The sequence below is a fragment of the Citrobacter sp. MGH106 genome (assembly GCF_001037495.1).
Classification (GTDB): Bacteria; Pseudomonadota; Gammaproteobacteria; order Enterobacterales; family Enterobacteriaceae; genus Citrobacter; species Citrobacter murliniae.
In genome coordinates this window covers 879,017-899,631 of sequence record NZ_KQ089822.1, presented here as the reverse complement: position 1 = coordinate 899,631, position 20,615 = coordinate 879,017, and the positions used below count along the sequence as shown (strand labels likewise).

Here is a 20,615-nt window from a genome sequence, read left to right as displayed (position 1 = left end):
ATGTCGTTGTGCTTATAAACACCGCGATGTACGCCAGCCAGTTACTTATCTGGCCGATTTTTTACATGCGGCGAAGAATAATTTAACCATTTGATAACCTGATGCTAGTTTTGTCTAGTACCAACCCCAGGACTTTAAGATGAAAATTCGACAATTGTCTACTTTCTTAGATTTAAACTTGGCGAATGAAGAATAGTGTTTGACATCGCGTAGACAAAAATACGTTTTAAAAAAACAAAAAAAAACCGCGACGAGCGCGGTTTTTTCGAACTCAGCAAATATTATTTGCTTTTCTTAATGTGCTTAATCAAACGCTTACGTTTACGCATCTGGGTTGGGGTCAGTGTATTACGTTTGTTCGCAAACGGGTTTTCCCCTTCTTTGAACTGAATACGGATCGGCGTCCCCATCACTTCCAGTGACTTACGGAAGTAGTTCATCAGATAGCGTTTGTAAGAATCTGGCAGATCTTTCACCTGGTTGCCATGAATCACCACAATCGGCGGGTTATAGCCACCGGCGTGAGCATATTTCAGCTTCACACGACGTCCACGTACCAGCGGTGGCTGATGATCTTCTGCCGCCATGGTCATGATGCGAGTCAGCATTGCGGTACTGACGCGACGCGTTGAGCTGTCATACGCTTCACGTACGGATTCAAACAGGTTACCCACACCGCTACCGTGTAGCGCAGAGATGAAGTGTACGCGCGCAAAATCGATAAAGCCCAGACGGAAGTCCAGCGTCTCTTTTACCTGCTCTTTCACTTCCTGCGTCAGGCCGTCCCATTTGTTGACGACAATGACAAGTGAGCGCCCACTATTGAGGATAAAGCCGAGCAGCGACAAGTCCTGGTCAGAGATACCTTCGCGTGCGTCAATCACCAACATCACTACGTTGGCGTCTTCAATCGCCTGCAGCGTCTTGATAACGGAGAACTTTTCTACCGCTTCAGTAATTTTACCGCGCTTACGAACACCTGCGGTGTCAATCAGCACATATTCACGACCATCACGTTCCATCGGGATATAAATACTGTCGCGCGTCGTTCCCGGCATGTCGTAAACCACAACGCGGTCTTCGCCCAGAATACGGTTAGTAAGTGTGGACTTACCTACGTTAGGACGGCCAACAATCGCCAGTTTAATCGGCAAATCTTGCGGGTTGAAATCATCTTCTGGCTCCTCTTCACCGTTTTCTTCAGCTTCGAGTTTTGCCCAGTACTCCGCATCTTCATCGACTTCTTCCTGAGGAGCTACGTCATCCATCCACGGCAGCAGAACATGTTCCAGCAGACTGAGAACACCACGACCATGGGAAGCCGCGATCGGGTGGATTTCACCCAGGCCCAGCGAATAGAAATCGACAACCGCCTGGTCCGGATCGAGCCCGTCAGTCTTATTGGCGACGAGGAAAGTGGGTTTCTGGCGGGAACGCAGATGTTTGGCAATGGCTTCGTCTGCCGGCATCAGTCCAGCACGAGCATCCACCATGAACAGCACAACGTCAGCTTCTTCAATGGCTAACAATGACTGTTCAGCCATTCGGGTTTCGACACCGTCTTCAGTGCCGTCAATACCGCCGGTATCAATACAGATAAACTCGCGGCCTTCAATTTCCGCACGACCGTACTTACGGTCACGAGTCAGACCCGGGAAATCCGCAACCAGCGCATCTCGGGTGCGAGTTAGACGGTTAAATAACGTGGATTTGCCAACGTTAGGGCGCCCGACAAGCGCGACCACAGGTACCATGTTTAAAGCCTCATTTAAAAAATCATCAGACAACGGACGCATTTTTGCGCCGTTGTTAAAAACAGTAAAACGGCCCCTGCACCAGGAGCCGTTTTTCAAAGCGAGCGGCCGGGACGATTAACGCGTAATGGAATACAGCGTACCGTCTTTCGCCTGGATGAGCAGTTTACCATCAGCCGAAACGGGTTCGGTCAGGAAGCCTGAGCTATCAACTTTCTGCTGGGCCACAAAACGACCGTCATCAACGTTAATCCAGTGCAGATAGCCTTCGCTATCACCCACGACTAAGTTGCCATTGTACAGCACCGGAGACGTCAGCAGACGGTGCAGCAGATCGCTTTGCGTCCACAGCGTTACGCCGCCGTCAGTAGTTAACGCCAGCACGCGGTCATTCTGATCAACCAGATAGATACGGTTTCCATCAACGATGAAGTCATTCACTGACCCCAATTCGCGTTTCCACATAATCTGACCGCTGCGCAGATCAAGCGCCGTCAGGTTACCATTATAAGCCAAGGCGTAAACAACGCCATTGACGATAACCGGCGTGGTATCAACGTCACTCAGACGATCGATTTCAGTTGGACCCGTTGCCTGAGAAATACGCTGCTGCCAAATCATCTGGCCTTGCTGCATCAGCACGGCACTCACACGACCGTTATCCCCACCCACAATGGCTGCGCCAAAAGCGGTTGCTGGGGCTGACTCGCCGCGTAAAGAAAGGGAAGGCATGTCCAGGTTAACGGTCCATTTAATGGCACCATCCGCTTCATTTAACGCCTGTAGTTGACCATTGCTGGTATGAATCAGCACCACGCCATCGCTGACAACCGGACGAGACAGGGCTTCACCGGCGACTTTCGTCTGCCACGCCGTAGTACCATCGCTGGTATTCAATGCGTAAACCTGTGCTTTTTCGCTACCGATATAAACATGACCACCGGATACCGTCACACCACCGGAAAGCTGTGCTGACGTTCTGGAGAACCAGCCGTCTTTCTCCGCCAGATTGACGGACCAGACTTCTTTACCATCGGCCGCGTTCAATGCTTTAACTACACCAGTTCGATCGGCAGCATAAACGACGTCATCCGCCAGCGCAGGATGAAGATTAGAATAGAAATCACCAATACCGTTGCCTACAGAGGTGCTCCAGGCTGTAGACGGAGTAAACTGATTTTCGACCACCGGTAATGGGGACATCTTAACGACATCTTCTTCGCCACTAAACAGTGAACAGCCGCTCAATAGGGTAACGGAAAGCAGCCCTGGCAGAAGTAATTTACGCAATTGCATCGGGTCCCTCTCAGATGGACAAATTATTGATTTTCATCTGCATCATTTCGCTCAGAGCAGGAGAGGCATCGCTTTTCACGCCAGCTTCCCATGCGCTACGCGCACCTTGTTTATCGCCTTTGCTCAGCAACGCTTCACCACGCAGATCGGCCACGATAGCCACCCACCCTTCGCCTTTAACAGCATCGAGTGTTTTCAGCGCAGTATCGGCTTGTTTAAGCTGAACCTGCACGCGTGCAAGACGCAGATTAATCACCGCTTTGAGATTCTCATCGCTGGTGGCCGCCAGTCCTTGTTGCAATTGGGTAGCGGCTTTCTCAAGTTCATTTTGGTCAACAAACTGCTGCGCAAGTTCCATTGAAGCTAACGCGCCGTATGTATTTTTGTTCTCCGCGGCAAATTTCTCTGCTGCAGGAATACTATCCGGTTTACCTGCGCTTACCGCAGTCACCGTATTTTGATATGCCAGAGAAGCAGAGCGTGCGGACTCCGTCTGATGGCTGGTCCAGTAACGCCAGCCGACCAGCGCGCCAACCCCTAAAATTACCCCAACAGCCAGTGCTTTGCCGTTTTCAGCAAAGAAGCGTTTAACCGCATCAACCTGGTCGTTTTCGTTCTCGTAAATTTCCACGCTGTCCTTCTCCTTAGCCCAGTAAAGTGCGCAAATGCGTGGCAACGCTATCCTGCGCTACTGCCGTTTGCTCACCAGAGCGCAAATCCTTCACTACAACAGTACCGTCAGCCACCTCGGACTCACCCAGTACCAGTGCAACGCGGGCGCCCCACTTATCGGCGCGGGCAAACTGTTTCTTAAAGTTGCCGCCACCGTGGTTGGTCATCAGTTTCACACCGGGAACTTCATCACGCAGACGTTCAGCCAGCGTCATTGCCGCCGACTGTGTATCCACGCCCGAAGCGACCAGGTATATATCGACAACAGGGGAAGCAATAAATTCCGGATTAACTGCCTGAACTAACAAAACAAGTCGTTCCAGACCCATGGCAAAACCCACTGCCGGAGTCGCACGACCGCCAAGTTGCTCTACCAGGCCATCGTAACGTCCACCCGCACACACGGTACCCTGCGAACCCAGGCTGCTGGTTACCCATTCAAACACGGTGCGGTTGTAGTAGTCGAGGCCACGAACCAGGCGCTGGTTAACGGTGTAGGCAATTCCAGCAGATTCAAGCAGCTTGCACAGACCCGCGAAATGCTCGCGAGAGTCGTCATCCAGGTAGTCACCCAGTGCAGGAGCATCATTAAGCAGGGCCTGTACTTCAGGGTTTTTAGAGTCCAGCACGCGCAGCGGATTGGTATACATGCGACGCTTACAGTCTTCGTCCAGCTTTTCTTTATGCTGCTCCAGGTAGGCCACCAGTGCATCGCGGTAATTTGCACGCGCTTCGAGTGAACCGATAGAGTTCAGCTCCAGGCTAACATGCTCGGATATACCCAGCGCGCGCCACCAGCGAGCTGTCAGCATAATCAGCTCTGCATCGATGTCCGGACCTTGCAGGCCAAACACTTCGACACCCAACTGATGGAATTGGCGATAGCGTCCTTTTTGCGGACGTTCGTGACGGAACATCGGCCCGATGTACCACAGACGCTGTTCCTGATTGTACAGGAGACCATGTTCGATGCCGGCGCGTACGCAGCCCGCGGTTCCTTCAGGACGCAGAGTCAGGCTGTCGCCATTACGGTCCTCAAAGGTATACATCTCTTTTTCAACCACGTCGGTAACTTCACCGATCGCACGTTTGAATAACGGGGTCTGCTCTACAATCGGCAAGCGGATTTCACTGTAACCGTAGCTACCGAGCACGTTTTTGAGTGTGCCTTCAATGCGCTGCCAGATGGCGGTTTCGCCAGGCAGATAATCGTTCATGCCGCGAATGGCTTGAATGTTTTTTGCCACGTTTATTCTCTTTATGAATATAAAAATGAACCCTCAACGCTAACCCGAATACTACGGGCGCCATGCGGGTTCAATCATACACGGGAAGCACGCCGCTTCCCATCACGTTATTATTTTTCAACCTGCTGCACATCAATTCGACGCGTTTCATCCAGGATGCTGGCTTTGGCACGAATGCGGGCTTCAAGCTGCGTAATCATATCGTCGTTATCGATACGATCCTTACGCACGCCGTCTTCATACAGGCCGCTTTTCTTGTTGCCGCCAGTTACGCCCAGCGTCGAAACCAGTGCTTCACCAGGTCCATTTACCACACAACCGATAATCGAAACATCCATTGGTGTGATGATATCTTCCAGACGTTGCTCCAGCGCGTTAACCGTACCAATGACGTCAAATTCCTGACGGGAACAGGTTGGACAGGCGATAAAGTTGATCCCGCGCGCGCGGATGCGCAGCGATTTCAGAATATCGAATCCCACTTTGATCTCTTCGACCGGATCGGCTGCCAGAGAGACTCGCAGCGTGTCGCCGATCCCTTCGGACAACAACAATCCAAGTCCGATCGCAGATTTAACCGAACCACTGCGCGCGCCACCGGCTTCGGTGATCCCAAGATGCAACGGCTGATCGATCTGTTTCGCCAGCAGACGATAGGATTCTACCGCGAGGAAAACGTCCGAAGCTTTAACGCTGACCTTGAACTGGTCGAAGTTCAGACGATCGAGATGATCCACATGACGCATAGCTGATTCCAGCAACGCCTGCGGCGTAGGTTCGCCGTATTTTTCCTGTAGATCTTTTTCCAGCGATCCGGCATTTACGCCAATACGGATAGGAATATTTTTATCACGAGCGCAATCCACCACCATGCGGATACGCTCTTCGTTACCAATATTGCCAGGGTTGATACGCAAGCAATCGACGCCGTATTCCGCCACCTTCAGCGCAATGCGATAGTCGAAGTGAATATCGGCAACCAGCGGGACAGATACCTGCTGTTTGATGAGCTTGAACGCTTCGGCGGCATCCATTGTCGGTACTGAGACACGAACAATGTCAGCGCCTACGCGTTCCAGCGCTTTGATTTGATTGACCGTCGCCGCCACATCAGTGGTGCGTGTGTTCGTCATAGACTGTACGGCGATGGGTGCGCCATCGCCAATCGGCACATTCCCAACGTAAATGCGTGTCGATTTTCTACGTTGAATTGGAGCCTGGTTATGCATTAAAAAATCTCCCGCATTGCCGTCTGTTACTGAGCCGGTGATTGTTCGGCATTAACGGTCAGACGCGCAACCTGGTTAGTTCTGATAAAACGACTCAGGTCGACAGGTTTACCCTGATACTGAATCTGCACTGCTGCCGGAGCACCAATTTTCAGTTTGTACGGTGCCTGGCCAGTAAGATTTAAATTGCCATCTTTACGCTGCATGCCGCTAAACAGTTTTTTACCGGTCGCGTCCGTAACTTCCAGCCAGCAGTCGGCGGTAAAGTTCATTACCAGGGCATTAGCATCAGCAGCAGGTGTTGTGACACCCGCCTGATCAGTAGGCAACGGCGCAGCTGTATCTGGCGCAGCAGGGGCTGTGGTCGCAGTATCAACATTCGCCTGAGAAGGTGCCACAACAGCATTTTGCGAAGCATCTGTAGCAGGTGCTGGTGTCGTAGCAGCATCAGGCGTTTGCGCTGAACCGGCTACTGCACTCTCTTCCTGAACCGGGGTATTATCCTGGCTTGCTGCTGCGCTGGTATCCAGCGGCACGCTTTGTGCATTATCTTTACCGGCATTCAACTCAGCAGAAGACTGATCGGCCATCGTGGTGATCTCTTCCTGCTGCGCTTTATGGTTCTGCCACCACCAGGCACCTGTCAGTCCTACAACGACGAACAGCACCAGCCAGGTAAAGGTCATTAACCAGCCGTCACGTTTTTTACGACGTTTACCCAGCGAAAAGCTTTGCATCGGGGCAACTTTGGCTGGGCGAATCGGAGCCTGTTTTTCCAGCCCTGGCAACAGTTCTTCTTCAGGAATATGCACCAGACGCGCATAGGAACGGATATATCCACGCAGGAATGTTGAAGCAAGATCGGCTGGCGCCTTATCTTCTTCAATATCACGTACCGTGGAAACCTTCAGGCAAAGTCGCTCCGCGACTGCCTGCTGGCTGAATCCGAGTTGTTCACGGGCATTGCGCAGACGAACGCCGGTGGTTAGTGCTTCATTTTTGTCGTGCGTGGCTTCAGTATTCATTCGCTACAGCTGCGTAAATTGGGGTTCTGATGCCGGTGAGTCACAATGCTCACCCACACCGCGAAACATCTGGTCAGTTAACCTTAGTCTGACAGTATAAAACGGTCTGACTATCAATGACAAAACAGCGTAAACCTGAGGGCTAAACTCTTGTTGCGCCGCTACATACTGCCTTAAAGTCGACAAAAACGCACCGTTATTATTGTCGAGGCAGCGACAACAAAGAACCTCATGTACTTATATCGCACTACGGCACATTAATTATACCGTAGTGCGCTCAACATCAAACGGTCTTGATATCGATAGACTCACCCTGCATACGCTTACGCAGAGTACGCTTGGTGCGATCAATAACATCACCCGCCAGCTGACCACAGGCTGCATCAATGTCGTCACCACGTGTTTTACGCACAATGGTCGTGAAACCATAGCTCATCAACACTTTGGAGAAACGATCGATACGGCTATTGGAGCTACGGCCATACGGCGCGCCAGGGAACGGGTTCCATGGGATCAGGTTGATCTTACACGGCGTATCTTTCAGCAATTCGGCAAGCTGATGGGCATGTTCGGTACCATCGTTGATGTGATCCAACATCACATACTCAATCGTAACGCGCCCCTGGTTCGCATTGGATTTCTCCAGATAACGACGCACAGCCCCCAGGAACGTTTCAATATTGTATTTTTTGTTGATCGGCACAATCTCGTCACGAATTTCATCGTTCGGCGCATGCAAAGAGATCGCCAGCGCAACGTCAATCATATCACCCAGCTTATCCAGCGCAGGTACAACGCCTGAAGTAGACAGCGTCACGCGGCGTTTTGACAGGCCAAAACCGAAGTCATCAAGCATGATTTCCATTGCCGGTACCACGTTAGTCAGATTGAGCAGCGGTTCACCCATGCCCATCATCACTACGTTGGTAATCGGGCGCACGCCCGTCGCTTTCACCGCCCCGACGATCTTCGCCGCGCGCCAGACCTGACCAATGATTTCCGATACTCGCAGGTTGCGGTTAAAGCCCTGCTGAGCCGTAGAGCAGAATTTGCACTCTAACGCACAACCAACTTGTGAAGAAACACACAGGGTAGCGCGGTCATCTTCCGGGATGTAGACCGTTTCAACGCGCTGATCGCCAACCGCGATGGCCCATTTGATGGTGCCATCAGACGAACGTTGTTCTTCAACAACTTCAGGCGCACGAATTTCAGCCACTTCTTTCAGCTTGTTACGCAGCACTTTATTGATGTCAGTCATGTCATCAAAGTTGTCGCTGCAATAGTGGTACATCCATTTCATGACCTGATCGGCACGAAACGGCTTTTCGCCCATCTCTTTGAAGAATTCGCGCATCTGCTGACGATTCAGATCCAGCAGGTTAATTTTTCCATTTTTATTTGGAACCGCAGCAATGGCGACTTCAGAGGTGTTAACTAATTCAGACATAATATTTTCCGGCCTCGTTGTTACACGTTATGGCCCGTGGAGGGTTAAAAAGAAACGCCCCGGCAAGCGGTCTGCTCTTCCGGGGCGTTGCATTGTACAAAGTCTGGCGCAGGGATGCCACGTTTGCACGAAGCATTAGCGAAAATAATATGTAAACGAACCCGTTAAATTAACGAGTACGAGCGCACACTTCGCCTTCACCGAAGAAATAGGCAATTTCGCGCGCGGCAGATTCTACCGAGTCGGAACCGTGAGTGCCGTTCTCGGTGAAACTGTCAGCGTAGTCCGCACGCAGGGTACCCGCCAGCGCATTCGCCGGATTGGTAGCGCCCAGCAGATCACGATGACGCTGGACGGCATTCTCGCTTTCCAGCACGGAAACAACAATTGGACCAGAGGTCATGAATTCAACCAGACCGTCAAAGAACGGCTTACCGTCGTGCTCGGCATAGAAACCACGAGCCTGCTCAACGGTCAGGTGCAGCATTTTAGTACCGACAATTTTGAACCCTGCAGCTTCAAAGCGCGCAAAGATGTTCCCAATAACGTTTTTTGCCACCGCATTTGGTTTGATGATGGAAAAAGTACGTTCAATAGCCATGATTACCTCTGAAAAAAGATGTTTTGTTGTGGTTTACCTGGCGCGGATTATAAAGAGCATCCCGGCAGTTGACTATTGACGAAGGTAACATTTCTTTAAAATAAGATGAATTTTAGCAACAACCGCTATCAAACGAGTCTATTGCAAAGAAAATCTCACCGCCGTAACCTGCCCGGCATCATCCATGACCAGCAACTGATATTCCCCTTTAACCGCCAACCGCAAGGTAAGAGAGCGTCCTCGCTCCTCCAGTCGATCGCCGTTAAGAAACCACCAGCGCTCACCTGCTCCACCGCTGATATACACCGGTACTGAGACCTCCGGTGAACCGGGTAAGCGCTTCACAATCGCGCCATCACGCACACCTGTCAACTGGAGCGGTAACAAAGCGTCCTGTCCCAGCGGAGGACAAATTGATGAAACTGGCGGTAGCCGTGCAGTACGGCGTTCAGAAGGTGGTAGCCAGGATTCCAGTGGTAAAGGCCAGACGATTAACGTTTGTTCATGCGCCTGTTCGCAATCCGCAGCCACTCGTTTTCCCGCCTCATCTAACCAGACTGGAAAACGGATACCACTGACCCCTTCCTGCTCAGGTAATAACAGCGTGGGCGGTTGGCTGCCATCCAGTAGCCAGGTGGCTAAGCGACGACGACAGTTGCTATCACCGGCTGGAAGCGATTGCCCCCCAGGCCAGCACACCACACCACGGCTGACAGAATCTGGACGTGGATCTTCAGGCTGATTCGCCCCGCGCGCCAGCAGCAGATTATTAACCTGATTCAGCAAAGGCACAGCACTGGCAAAACCGAATTGCCCGACCACCGGAGTACCATCCGGTCTGCCAGTCCAGATACCCATCACATATCGTGCGTTAACACCAATCGCCCACGCATCGCGATAGCCGTAGCTGGTACCGGTTTTCCATGCCAGCGGCACAACTCTGCTCAGGGCATTATCCGGTAACGGCTGGGCTTCATCCGCCATAATCCGACGAATGATCCATGCCGCCCCCGGTGACATCAGCGGACGTTCCAGCAGTGGGTCGTCTGGTTGCAAGCGCAATGTCCCCGCTTTGCCATGCCGGGCAAATGCGCTGTACGCCGCCGCCATGTCATCAAGCCTTGCACCTGCACCTCCCAGGATCAACGAAAGATTCGGCACCGCTCCGGTTGGTAAGTACAACGGTAAACCGACGTTACGCAATTTAGCGGCAAATCGCTTCGGGCCATAGGCTTCAAGCACCTGGACAGCAGGTAAATTCAGCGAACGTACCAACGCCTCGCTCATGCTCACTGGGCCATGAAAACCGCTGTCAAAATTACCGGGACGATAATCCCCTGTACGTCGCGGTACGTCCTGCAACAGGGAAGCCGGATGAATCAGTCCCTCATCCAACGCCAGACCATAGACAAAGGGTTTAAGCACCGAGCCTGGCGAGCGAATCGCATTCACCATATCCACATGACCAAAGCGGGCGTCGTCATTCATATCCACTGACCCCACCCAGCCACGGACGCTCATATCGGTATGATCAACGACAATCATTGCCAGCGAACTGCGCGCCGGAAGCCGTCCTTTCCAGTTTTGCGCCAGTTCTTCCAGTTGGCGTTGCAGTCCTGCATCCAGCGTGGTCACAATTTTGTCACGCTGACTTTTGCCCAACATCATGCGCGAGAATAATGGTGCTAATTGCGGCATCTGTCTTGGTGCCAGCCAGACCGGTTCTTCACGGGATTCCTGCACCTGCTTAGCTGACCAGATACCCTGCGTCGCCATGCGCTCGAGCACTTTATTGCGCGCGGCTTCGGCACGATCCGGCCAACGATCGGGGCGCAGACGACTTGGTGCCTGTGGCAGAACAGCCAGTAAAGCAGCGTCGGAGTAACTCAGTTGCGCAGGTGATTTGCCAAGATACGCCCAGCTTGCCGCGCCGACCCCCTGAAGCGTGCCGCCAAACGGCGCACGGTTCAGATACAGTGTCAGAATGTCATTTTTGGAGAGATGCCACTCAAGCTGGAGTGCGCGCCAGAGTTGGCGAAACTTGCCGCCAAAGGTGCGCGGATGAGGATCGAGCAGCCTGGCCACCTGCATGGTGAGCGTGCTGCCACCAGAAATCACTCGCCCCGACGAGAGATCTTGCCAGGCAGCGCGGAGCACTGATAACGGATTGACGCCGGGATGTTTCCAGAACCAGCGATCTTCATAGTTGATCAACGCCTCAAGGTAACGGGGCGATACTTCATCAATGGTTACCGGATAACGCCAGATACCCTCAGCGTCGGCAAAGCGCCACAGCGGCGTACCGTCATGCGCCACCACCACGCGTGCCGGGTTGACCTCAGTGAGCGGCAGTGGCCAGATTTTGTCTGCACCCCAGACAACTGCCGCCATCAAAAGCGGTGCGGCTGCCAGCCAAAGCCAGCGGCCGCGTTTACCAACCCAGCGCATCATTTACGGTCTGACAATCAGTGGTCCCTCTGCCGTACCGGTGGCTCGCCATTGCGGAACATACATCGATTCCACCTGCGGGACGGGAACCTGATACGTTCCCGGCGTTACCGCTCGCGCCAGATACACCAACGTGACCGGTTGCCCTTCGTTGACAGCCACTGCAGCGACAAAGCGATCGTCACGGAATTCAACGTGCTGGATATCCGCCTGCTGCATCTGATTAAGCAGATTCTGCACTTCGCTTGCGCTGTCCTGCAGACTCGCGCTGCCGTTAGCCAGATTCTGGTTTTCCAGCTCCAGTCCGGCAGGCAGTAAATCAACCACCAGTGCATCCGGTACATTCTGGTTAGCTTTCACCGTCAGCCATACCAGCACCAGTTCCCCACTACGCAATGTCGAGAGTGATTTACTTTGTCCATCCGTACCCAGCACCTGACGCTCAATACTCAGCACATTGCTTGCCGGCAGCGGTGAAGTTTGCGGATAACCACTCACATCCAGGCGCAGCCACAGCGGCAGATTCCCCGTATTGGTTACCGTCAGGGTGGATAACTGGTCGGCATCCAGATTATGGGTTTTCGATTTTTCACCTGCCAACGGTTGTTCAGAGAGCGAGGTCTGCGCCTGCCAGGTTCCCGGCAGATCCTGTAGGGTACGCGCGGCCAGGAACAGCGCGTTATTTTCCTGAGTTGAGAGCCAACGTTGACCAAAAGCCTGTTCCGACAACGTATTCAACAACGTGTTCTGCACATCAGGTTTAAGCTTGTTCTCTTCCAGCAATGCCAGCATCAGTGCATTATCACGAAGCTGACTGCCGTAATCCGCCATCCACTGTTGTGCATCGCGACGCGGAGTATTCAGCGCCAGCGTCAACGCCTGTTCACTGCGATTCGCATCACCCATGTTTTTCAGCGCAATCCCCAGTTGCAGCAACGGTAAACCGGAAGCGGCCTGAGCACGACGCTCCCAAATCTCACGCAGTGCGCCAAGCGGTGCTTTTTGCTGACGAGCCAGTACCAGCGCGGCGTATGCCTGCACGGCAAATTTGCTTGCCGGTGTATCGTCGGTGTAGCGAATCGACATCATGCCCGGATCCTGCAAATAGCGCAGCAGTCGTTCGTTACCCCGGTTAATCACTTCTGCCGGAACGCTGTAGCCTTGTTCGTTAGCGCGAACGAGGAAATCCATCACATACGCGCTCAGCCAGTACTCTTCAGGACCGTTCTTGTCCCACAGAGCAAAACCTCCGTTGTCACGCTGCATTTGCAGTAACCGGGAAATACCAATCTCAACCGCTGCACGACGCTTCTCATCACTATCGCCAGCAATCCCTAACGCCTTCAGTTGCGCGGCATTGGTATACAAAGACGGGAATAATCCGCTTGCCGTTTGCTCCAGGCAACCGTACGGATAGGCTTTTAGTTCACGGATGTAGCGTGCCAGATTTAGCGGCGGCTTACCGCTGAACAGTAGTTGCCCCTGCATGGTTACAGGGGAAAAATTGATCAGTTCCTCCCCCGGGATCTGCCACGTTTCACCAGGTTGCAGCGCCACGCCATTATTGATGGTCTGCGCCGGGAATGCCGGACGAACACCAATCTTCCACTGCTTATGCTGAGCCGGGAGCGTTTCTCCTGGCAACACCAGACCACTGATAACCGCCTGAATATCGCCATCGCCAAACCCTTCCAGCGCCCGCACCGGGATAAACAACGTAGTACGCACTCCCGGGGCAAGATTCACCGGCGCAGGGGCCTGACCAATCAGCTCCAGTAATCCACTGGCGGTAAGCTTGATATTCAGCGTCTGCGGCCTGTCAGTCAGGTTAGTCACATCCAGCGTCAGGCGCGAACTATCGCCTCCGGCTAAAAAGCGCGGCATATTCAGTTCGGCAATGACCGGCGCGGCGACAATCACTTTACTTTCGCTACTGCCAAAATCATCCGCCGTCCAGGCCTGGGCCATCACCCGCAGTTCACCGTTAAAATCACCAATCGGCAACGTCACCGTGCCTTCACCCTGATCGTTGAGTATTACCGGCAACGCCTGTTGTGCCACGATATTGATGTGATTGACCGGCGGTTTACCGCCACGTTTTAACTCATCGCCATCGCCACCAAAACGCAGCGCCGCCAGACGGCCCTGCCCTTCGATCACCTGACCATAAATATCGTAAATATCCGCCCCATAGCGTTTCTGCCCGAAAAACGCCTGCCATGGATCCGGCGTGGTGTAGTCCGTAATATTCAACACTCCGCTGTCCACCGCAGAAACCAGTACGTTAACTTGTTTTGGCACTGCACCGTTTTTAACACTGGCCTTCACTTTAACGGTCAGAGGCTGATTTGGACGCATTTTGGCAGGGTTATCCAGCGTCAAATCAAGACGGCGGTTTTCATCACCCAACGGCAGATGCAGCAATCCGACTGCGCGTTTTGGTGTTGCAGAACGCGATTTGTCACCAGGACGAATTACCAGTGCACTGAGATAAAGGTCGTGTCGATTCCAGGTTTTATCGACCGGGATAGAGAGATCCAGTCCATCAGCAGGTACATCTATCTCTTGCCACCACAGTGGCCCCTCGCTGGATTCCACCATCGCGTAGCCTTTGCCAGCGGTTGGCGCAGCGATGTGTAACTTAATGGTATCGCCAGGACGATAGTTGGGTTTATCCAGTTTCAGCGTTACGCGATCGGGACGCACCGCACCGCTACCATCGCTGTTATCCTGCCAGCTGTATCCGGCCCAGAAGCGCACGCTGCTCACCGTATCGTTCGGCGCTTTGACCTCCAGACGGTAAGCCCCCCACTCAACCGGGAAGCTAACCTTACCGGTTTCATCGGCCTTAAGATCCAGCGTCTGTTCACCTTCAACCAGATCCTTTTGATCAAATTGTGATTGCCACCCCTCGCCTTCTGACCAGTTCCAGTAGTAATCCCGGCGTTCACGAATCAAACGAACCTGTAAACCTGAAACGGCTTTTTTCGATCCCCGGGCATCAGCATACACAACATCAAAAGCTGCATTGCTGTCTTCATCAACAATGGGCTGATTAACGGTGGTATCCGTACGGTAGTCATATACAGATTTCGCTGCAAATTGTGGCCTGATGCCCGGCAGAATATCGGCAGGCCAGACAGACTGTTCGACCCGGCGCGTCACCGGACGACCGCCCGATTCCAGCAAACTCGCCTGCAAAATAACCTGTAGAGGGGAGTGCGCTTCTTGCCACTGGCTATTCGTTACCACTTCACCACGACCGTTTTCATCCAGCGTGAGCTGAACTTCATCCAGGCTGCGGGAGAGGTTTTCTTCGGCAATATTACCAAACTGGAATCCTGGCAATGCCGGCACCGCCTCACGCAGTGGCCGCAGGAAAAGCTGTCCCTGCAAGGCATTGCCATTCGCTGGCGCACCGTACAGATAGTAACCAACAACCGAGAACTTCACGTCGTCAGTCGGCGCTATCGGCATCTTGCTGGCGGTGAGATTGAGCGCCATCCGCTCTGGCATAAAATCTTCGACGTGGAAATCCCACATCCGCGCATGGTTATCCCCGGTGTTTGCCCGGATATGCCACATTCCGGTTGGCGCGCTACTGTCCAGCGGCCAGCTCAGACGGTAAAGACCGTTCTCTGGCTGGCTGACTACGGTGCGTAACACCTGTCCATCGGGTTTTATCACTTCCAGTTTAATCGGTTGATCGGGCAACGTTTTGCCGTCGCTGTCGCGCAGCAATCCATTAAGTATCACCGTTTCACCAGGACGATAAAGATCGCGCGGGCCGAACATGAAGAACTGTTTGCTGTATCCCGGCGCGCCCGCAATATCAAATTCAGCCAAATCCAGAGCGGGCAACTTCAGATCCAACAGCGTGGTTTGCCCGTCTTTGCGCGCCAGCAGTAACGCCGCTTCTTTATCGGTCTCAAGCTTAACGTGTCCCTGTGCATCAGTGGTCGCCTGCGCCAGCGTCTGCCCTTTCTCATTCAGCAAGGTGACATCAATTCCCTGCTGGGAAGCTCCATTTTCCAGGCTCTGGGTAAAGACATCCAATTGGTTGTGGTAACGGTGTGCGGAAACACCAATGTCGCTGAGGGTGAACAGCGTGGCGGCATTGCTGTAGTTGTAATGCCCGGCCTGATTCATCACCGCAACGTAAACGCCTGCCTGCTGCAACGGTTTGATATCGCCCAGCGGCAACAACAGTTTCTCACGGGTATTGCGCGCAGGATTGAGGTCAAAGCGCCCGGTATAGACCAGTTCGGCCATCTTCAGAAGATTGTCTGACTCCCAGTTGGACAGGGAGTTGCGGTATTCCCACTGGCTGATAAACGCACCGAGCGACTCCGGCTTCACGCGAAAGAAGTTCACGTCCACACTATCGACATTCAGCGCCATCACCGGCAGCCCTTCGATAACTTTACCCGGCAACAGAGAACCACGACTGGCAAATCCTACGCTCGGCTGGACGTCGCGCGTGGTGATGTTTTTTTCATAATCGATGCCAAATGTTGCCTTATTCAGCGCCAGCAAATTACGCTCAATGGTCACCACCAGTTCGCGGTTAGGTTCCAGATGACGTAAACGCAATTCTTTCAGATTTGGCGCCAGTTCCCAGGCACCATCAACTTTGCCGTTTTTCTTATCAACAACGTGCACGACACGGGAAAAGTCCTGCTCTGGATCGAGCGGAATGGAGAAGGTCAGCACCAACGTCGCCGCACCGTCTAACTGAACTTCAGAGGCATCGAGCAGCGTCAACGCCTTACCCTGACTTTGCTGCGTCAGTTTCTGTAACTGGGCCTTATCTTTTGCCGGGGCGGTTTGCGGGGCTGGTGCATCATTTTTCCCGTCCGTCGGCGGCTTATCGTTATTATCGCACCCCACCAGCGCCAACATCAGCATACAGGCCGCTACGCGTATATATTTCATTTTTCATCCCTGGCCGTAGTGGCCTGTTAGCTACGTAGAACAACTATTATGCGTGAGATTTCAGGTTGTGGAAGCCAGTAACTCGTCCGCGTAGTCTAAATTTTCGTGATTAATGTGGATCCGCCTGACAAATCAGCCTCTTTTACTTGTCCCTTTCAGGTAAACATCCGACAATTTGCCGAAACCTGGTAAAAATGGAGATGCCTATGACCACCGCCTTCTTTGTCGCTGCCGACTGGCTTATCGAACATATTGACGATCCGGAAATACAAATTCTTGATGCCCGTATGGCACCGCCAGGACAGGAAGATCGCGATGTTGGCGAAGAGTATCGTTCTGGCCATATTCCCGGCGCGATCTTTTTTGATATCGAAGCACTCTCCGACCATACATCACCGTTACCGCATATGATGCCGCGCCCGGAAGCTTTCGCCGTCGCCATGCGCGAGTCTGGTATTCATCAGGATAAACATTTGGTGATCTACGACGAAGGCAATCTGTTCTCTGCCCCGCGCGCATGGTGGATGCTGAGGACATTTGGCGTAGAAAATGTCTCTATTCTGGCGGGCGGTCTGGCGGGCTGGCAGCGTGATGAGCTACCGCTGCAGGAAGGAATCGTTGATTTACCAGAGGGTGAGTTTGACGTGGCGTTTACACCAGAAGCTGTAGTTAAGGTGACCGATGTCCTGTTGGCCAGCCATGAAAAAACGGCACAGATCGTGGATGCCCGTCCGGCTGCACGTTTTAATGCACAGATTGACGAACCGCGTCCTGGCCTGAAGCGCGGCCATGTTCCCGGTGCACTGAACGTACCGTGGACAGAACTGGTTCGTGACGGGGAATTAAAAACAACCGACGAGCTGGATGCCATTTTCTTTAGCCACGGCGTCAGTTTCGACAGACCAATCATTGCCAGTTGTGGTTCCGGCGTTACGGCTGCTGTCGTGGTGCTGGCGTTTGCTACTCTTGGCGTCCCCAACGTGGCGTTGTATGACGGCGCGTGGAGTGAATGGGGCGCTCGATCCGATTTACCCGTTGAACCGGCTGAAGCTAAATAAAATCTGATTTACTCGCCTGTTTCGCCCACAAAAAAACCGCTCATTTCGATTTGAGCGGTTTTTTTGTGCTGGTCCGGTTCGCGGCCTTCCCAGCAAACTATGTTGCCATAGCAACGCAGACACACCGTAGTGAATTAATAATCGCGTTTCAGGCGGATTATGTCAAGTTGATTAGCTGGGAAACTATTCAATGTTTGGGGTATTATCTTTCCCGGCCCTTTTCGCCGCCTCGCAAGCGGGCACTGGTTTAGGAAAAGGACATTCCATGGCCGTAAGCGCAGGCACACCGTAGTGCTTGCTATCGCGGCATTATCGCCAGTGGTGCTGTCGTGATGCGGTCTTCGCATGGACCGCACAATGAAGATACGGTACGTCTGTATCGTGCTTGTTGTTTCTGGTGCGTTGTATCTTCACGGAGATCGGGGTGACGCTGCTCATCCCGCCTTCATAAGTTATAACGTTCAGGGCAAGTAAGCCAGGCAGCCGCCCTTCGGGGCGGCTTTCCTTTAATCAGATAATTCGATTCTGTTTAAAATCGCGCAAGAAACCGCCCCAGCGGCGCTCATAGAACGGTGCGATGTGCTCAGTAATAAAGTGGCTGACCCCTTTCTCACCTTTCTTCACCTGGCAGATATCAACAGGTTCATCCCCCGGTAACGTGTCAGTTGCTACGCTACCTGTTGCAAGAATAATCTCTTCAATATCACCATCGGCTTCAATGCCAATCAGCAGGTTAGGCTGGGCATCTGCACTTTCTTTAATTGAGCAAAGAAACGCGCGTTTAACCGGCTTAATGGTCTTAAACAACGTAGTCAGCGAGTCAATCATCTGCGCAGGAGGCTCCGCGACTTCAGAGAGGATCAGCGATTCACCGCCTTCCAGTACTTCCTGGGTACTCAGTGGATTGCCTTCCTCTCCCATCAACAAGCTGATCTCGCGCGGCATAAATTCTTTGCCCGTCGGCAGCTTGGCATTGAGAAACAGCGTCTCGCCCAGCGTCATTTCAAACAGTGTACGCACCGGCATGACGACAAACGCCTGCTCATCTTCAACGGCCTGTTGCAGCGCTTCAAGGGAGGTGAAAAACGGGATTACAGTAGTGCCGTCTTCTTTTTCCCAGTGCTGCAAATCCAGCGCACTGTCTTCAACCACCGCCTCACCTTCTGCGGCTGTACCCGGTACCCAGACGGTAGACTCCAGCAAAGTGCGAAAAAATGCCGGACGATGCGCAGGCTCTGTCGCGGCTTTTTCCAGCAACGTTTCTAATTCGTTTTTTGTTTCAGACATAAGAACCACAAATTGGATGAATACGTGCAAGCCGGATGCGCGAAACGCCATCCGGCAATACAGTCATAAGTTACGCGGTTAACAGGTTAGCAATCGTGCGTACACCCAGCCCGGTCGCTCCCGCAGACCATTGCTCAACCGGCGCTTTACGATAAGTTGCAGAGCAGTCGATATGCAACCAGCCTTGCTGATAGTTTTCGACGAAGTGTGACAGGAACCCCGCAGCGGTACTCGCACCTGCTGGATAGGCAGCACTACCGGTATTATTCAGTTCCGCAAAATTAGACGGCAACTGACCCCGGTGGAATTCCGCCAGCGGCAGACGCCAGAACGGTTCGTTTTCCTCAGCAGCGCTTGCCAGCAGGCGAGCCGCTAACTTGTCATCAAAGCTAAACAGCGCGTGATAATCATTACCTAACGCCGTTTTCGCTGCACCTGTCAGGGTAGCGGCATCAATAATCAGCTCCGGCTTCTGCGCACTGGCGTCAATTAAACCATCCGCCAGTACCAGACGCCCTTCAGCGTCAGTGTTCATCACTTCAACATTTTTGCCGTTGCGATAGCGAATGATATCGCCCAGCTTGAACGCGTTACCGCTAATCAGGTTATCCGCACAGCACAGGTACAGCTTCACACGTTTGTTCAGACCACGGGTGATTGCAAACGCCAGCGCGCCGGTCACCGTTGCCGCACCGCCCATGTCAGACTTCATGGAGTCCATAAACGCGCTTTGTTTGATGCTGTAACCACCGGAGTCAAAGGTAATCCCTTTGCCGACCAGGCAGGCATAGACAGGCGCTTCTTTATCGCCTGTCGGGTTGTAGTCCAGCGCCAGCAGTACCGGCGGGCGTTCAGAACCCCGGCCAACCGTATGTAGTCCCATATAATTCTGTTCGCGCAGATCTTCACCTTTGGTGATGCGATAAGAAACGTTATCACACGCCACGCTGCACAGCAGGTCAACAGCACGCTGCGCCAGTTGTTCCGGGCCAAGCTCTTCTGCCGGGGCATTGATGGTGTCTCGTACCCAGTCAATGATTTTCAGGCGGCTGTCCAGCTCTTTGCGCTGCGCCTCATCCAGGGTTGCCCATTCAACTTTGCGGCTGCCTTTAGGCCCTTTGTAGCCTTGCCAGAATGCCCAGCTACGCTCGATATCCCAGCCTTCGCCGTCAAGTTGGGCATGTTTGATACCCAGACCATCAATTTTACGCGCGGCACGCTGAATAAGCCCCAGATCATCTTTTCCATTAAGGTGCAGGGTAATGCCGTCATTATTAATACTGTATGTCGCCTTTTCACCCCAGCGAGCATCGGCCGGTTGCGTGGAAAGCGTAATTTTCATGGCTTCTGTCATTTTATTTATCCTTATTAGCAAACGGGCCGCCATATGGCAGCCCGTTATGTGACTTACTCTGCTTCATCTAACCAGACTAGCAGAATCGCCTCCAGAATTTTTTCATTGGATGCGCCAGGGTCGTCATCAAATTCCTCAAGATCGCAGATCCACTGATGAAGATCGGTGAAACGAACGGTCTTAGGATCGAGATCGGGGAACGCATCATACAGCGCCTCACCGATTTCGCGGCTATCGGTCCACTTCAGTCCCATACTAC

15 protein-coding genes are annotated in these 20,615 nt (G+C 52.9%); 2 read left to right on the top strand and 13 right to left on the bottom strand.

Annotated features, from left to right (window positions below; translation table 11 throughout):
• Positions 1 to 281 precede the first annotated feature (281 nt).
• The 10 genes from der to SK36_RS04055 all read right to left on the bottom strand — a co-directional run bounded on the left by der (position 282) and on the right by SK36_RS04055 (position 16,657).
• Positions 282 to 1,754, bottom strand: a complete 1,473-nt coding sequence (gene der, locus SK36_RS04100) for a ribosome biogenesis GTPase Der (protein WP_045449743.1) — start codon at positions 1,752 to 1,754, stop codon at positions 282 to 284.
• 117 nt (positions 1,755 to 1,871) lie between these two features.
• Positions 1,872 to 3,050: an outer membrane protein assembly factor BamB gene (gene bamB, locus SK36_RS04095; protein WP_045446125.1), complete on the bottom strand. Its 1,179-nt coding sequence runs from the start codon at positions 3,048 to 3,050 to the stop codon at positions 1,872 to 1,874.
• Positions 3,051 to 3,060: 10 nt separating this feature from the next.
• Positions 3,061 to 3,681 (bottom strand): YfgM family protein, encoded by a 621-nt coding sequence (locus SK36_RS04090; RefSeq protein WP_045446128.1) that lies wholly within the window; start codon positions 3,679 to 3,681, stop codon positions 3,061 to 3,063.
• A 13-nt stretch (positions 3,682 to 3,694) separates the two neighbouring features.
• The gene (gene hisS / locus SK36_RS04085; RefSeq protein ID WP_045446131.1) at positions 3,695 to 4,969 is read right to left on the bottom strand and encodes a histidine--tRNA ligase; all 1,275 of its coding nucleotides are present in this window, start codon (positions 4,967 to 4,969) and stop codon (positions 3,695 to 3,697) included.
• A gap of 110 nt (positions 4,970 to 5,079) precedes the next feature.
• Positions 5,080 to 6,198, bottom strand: coding sequence for a flavodoxin-dependent (E)-4-hydroxy-3-methylbut-2-enyl-diphosphate synthase (ispG, locus tag SK36_RS04080; protein ID WP_048220829.1), 1,119 nt, complete (start codon positions 6,196 to 6,198; stop codon positions 5,080 to 5,082).
• A gap of 26 nt (positions 6,199 to 6,224) precedes the next feature.
• Positions 6,225 to 7,223, bottom strand: a complete 999-nt coding sequence (gene rodZ / locus SK36_RS04075; protein WP_045446137.1) for a cytoskeleton protein RodZ — start codon at positions 7,221 to 7,223, stop codon at positions 6,225 to 6,227.
• A 283-nt stretch (positions 7,224 to 7,506) separates the two neighbouring features.
• Positions 7,507 to 8,673, bottom strand: coding sequence for a dual-specificity RNA methyltransferase RlmN (locus SK36_RS04070; RefSeq protein ID WP_045446140.1), 1,167 nt, complete (start codon positions 8,671 to 8,673; stop codon positions 7,507 to 7,509).
• Positions 8,674 to 8,842: 169 nt separating this feature from the next.
• The gene (ndk, locus tag SK36_RS04065) at positions 8,843 to 9,274 is read right to left on the bottom strand and encodes a nucleoside-diphosphate kinase (RefSeq protein ID WP_045446143.1); all 432 of its coding nucleotides are present in this window, start codon (positions 9,272 to 9,274) and stop codon (positions 8,843 to 8,845) included.
• A 138-nt stretch (positions 9,275 to 9,412) separates the two neighbouring features.
• On the bottom strand, positions 9,413 to 11,725 hold the full coding sequence (gene pbpC / locus SK36_RS04060; RefSeq protein ID WP_048220828.1) for a peptidoglycan glycosyltransferase PbpC: 2,313 nt from the start codon (positions 11,723 to 11,725) through the stop codon (positions 9,413 to 9,415).
• The gene (locus SK36_RS04055) at positions 11,726 to 16,657 is read right to left on the bottom strand and encodes an alpha-2-macroglobulin family protein (RefSeq protein WP_048220826.1); all 4,932 of its coding nucleotides are present in this window, start codon (positions 16,655 to 16,657) and stop codon (positions 11,726 to 11,728) included. It abuts the gene before it with no gap.
• A gap of 206 nt (positions 16,658 to 16,863) precedes the next feature.
• Between SK36_RS04055 and sseA the strand changes: the two genes are divergently transcribed.
• The gene (gene sseA, locus SK36_RS04050; protein WP_048220825.1) at positions 16,864 to 17,715 is read left to right on the top strand and encodes a 3-mercaptopyruvate sulfurtransferase; all 852 of its coding nucleotides are present in this window, start codon (positions 16,864 to 16,866) and stop codon (positions 17,713 to 17,715) included.
• 345 nt (positions 17,716 to 18,060) lie between these two features.
• Positions 18,061 to 18,189 (top strand): small toxic inner membrane protein TimP, encoded by a 129-nt coding sequence (gene timP / locus SK36_RS25200; RefSeq protein WP_442854982.1) that lies wholly within the window; start codon positions 18,061 to 18,063, stop codon positions 18,187 to 18,189.
• A 36-nt stretch (positions 18,190 to 18,225) separates the two neighbouring features.
• Here the strand turns inward: timP and sseB are convergent, their stop codons facing one another.
• The 3 genes from sseB to iscX form a co-directional block, all read right to left on the bottom strand.
• A complete protein-coding gene (gene sseB, locus SK36_RS04045; protein WP_048222551.1) occupies positions 18,226 to 19,002 on the bottom strand; it encodes an enhanced serine sensitivity protein SseB in 777 nt (258 codons plus the stop codon).
• Between the two features lie 70 nt (positions 19,003 to 19,072).
• Positions 19,073 to 20,356, bottom strand: coding sequence for an aminopeptidase PepB (pepB, locus tag SK36_RS04040; protein ID WP_048220823.1), 1,284 nt, complete (start codon positions 20,354 to 20,356; stop codon positions 19,073 to 19,075).
• A gap of 53 nt (positions 20,357 to 20,409) precedes the next feature.
• Positions 20,410 to 20,610 carry a Fe-S cluster assembly protein IscX gene (iscX, locus tag SK36_RS04035; protein WP_045446157.1) on the bottom strand — a complete coding sequence of 67 codons (201 nt, stop codon included), beginning with the start codon at positions 20,608 to 20,610 and terminating at the stop codon, positions 20,410 to 20,412.
• Positions 20,611 to 20,615: the final 5 nt, after the last annotated feature.

Coding starts and splice junctions, on each gene's coding strand:
- der (WP_045449743.1), bottom strand. CDS start 1,754: ATGGTACCTGTGGTCGCGCTTGTCGGGCGCCCTAACGTTGGCAAATCC.
- bamB (WP_045446125.1), bottom strand. CDS start 3,050: ATGCAATTGCGTAAATTACTTCTGCCAGGGCTGCTTTCCGTTACCCTA.
- ispG (WP_048220829.1), bottom strand. CDS start 6,198: ATGCATAACCAGGCTCCAATTCAACGTAGAAAATCGACACGCATTTAC.
- rodZ (WP_045446137.1), bottom strand. CDS start 7,223: ATGAATACTGAAGCCACGCACGACAAAAATGAAGCACTAACCACCGGC.
- SK36_RS04070 (WP_045446140.1), bottom strand. CDS start 8,673: ATGTCTGAATTAGTTAACACCTCTGAAGTCGCCATTGCTGCGGTTCCA.
- ndk (WP_045446143.1), bottom strand. CDS start 9,274: ATGGCTATTGAACGTACTTTTTCCATCATCAAACCAAATGCGGTGGCA.
- pbpC (WP_048220828.1), bottom strand. CDS start 11,725: ATGATGCGCTGGGTTGGTAAACGCGGCCGCTGGCTTTGGCTGGCAGCC.
- SK36_RS04055 (WP_048220826.1), bottom strand. CDS start 16,657: ATGAAATATATACGCGTAGCGGCCTGTATGCTGATGTTGGCGCTGGTG.
- sseA (WP_048220825.1), top strand. CDS start 16,864: ATGACCACCGCCTTCTTTGTCGCTGCCGACTGGCTTATCGAACATATT.
- timP (WP_442854982.1), top strand. CDS start 18,061: ATGGACCGCACAATGAAGATACGGTACGTCTGTATCGTGCTTGTTGTT.
- sseB (WP_048222551.1), bottom strand. CDS start 19,002: ATGTCTGAAACAAAAAACGAATTAGAAACGTTGCTGGAAAAAGCCGCG.
- pepB (WP_048220823.1), bottom strand. CDS start 20,356: ATGACAGAAGCCATGAAAATTACGCTTTCCACGCAACCGGCCGATGCT.
- iscX (WP_045446157.1), bottom strand. CDS start 20,610: ATGGGACTGAAGTGGACCGATAGCCGCGAAATCGGTGAGGCGCTGTAT.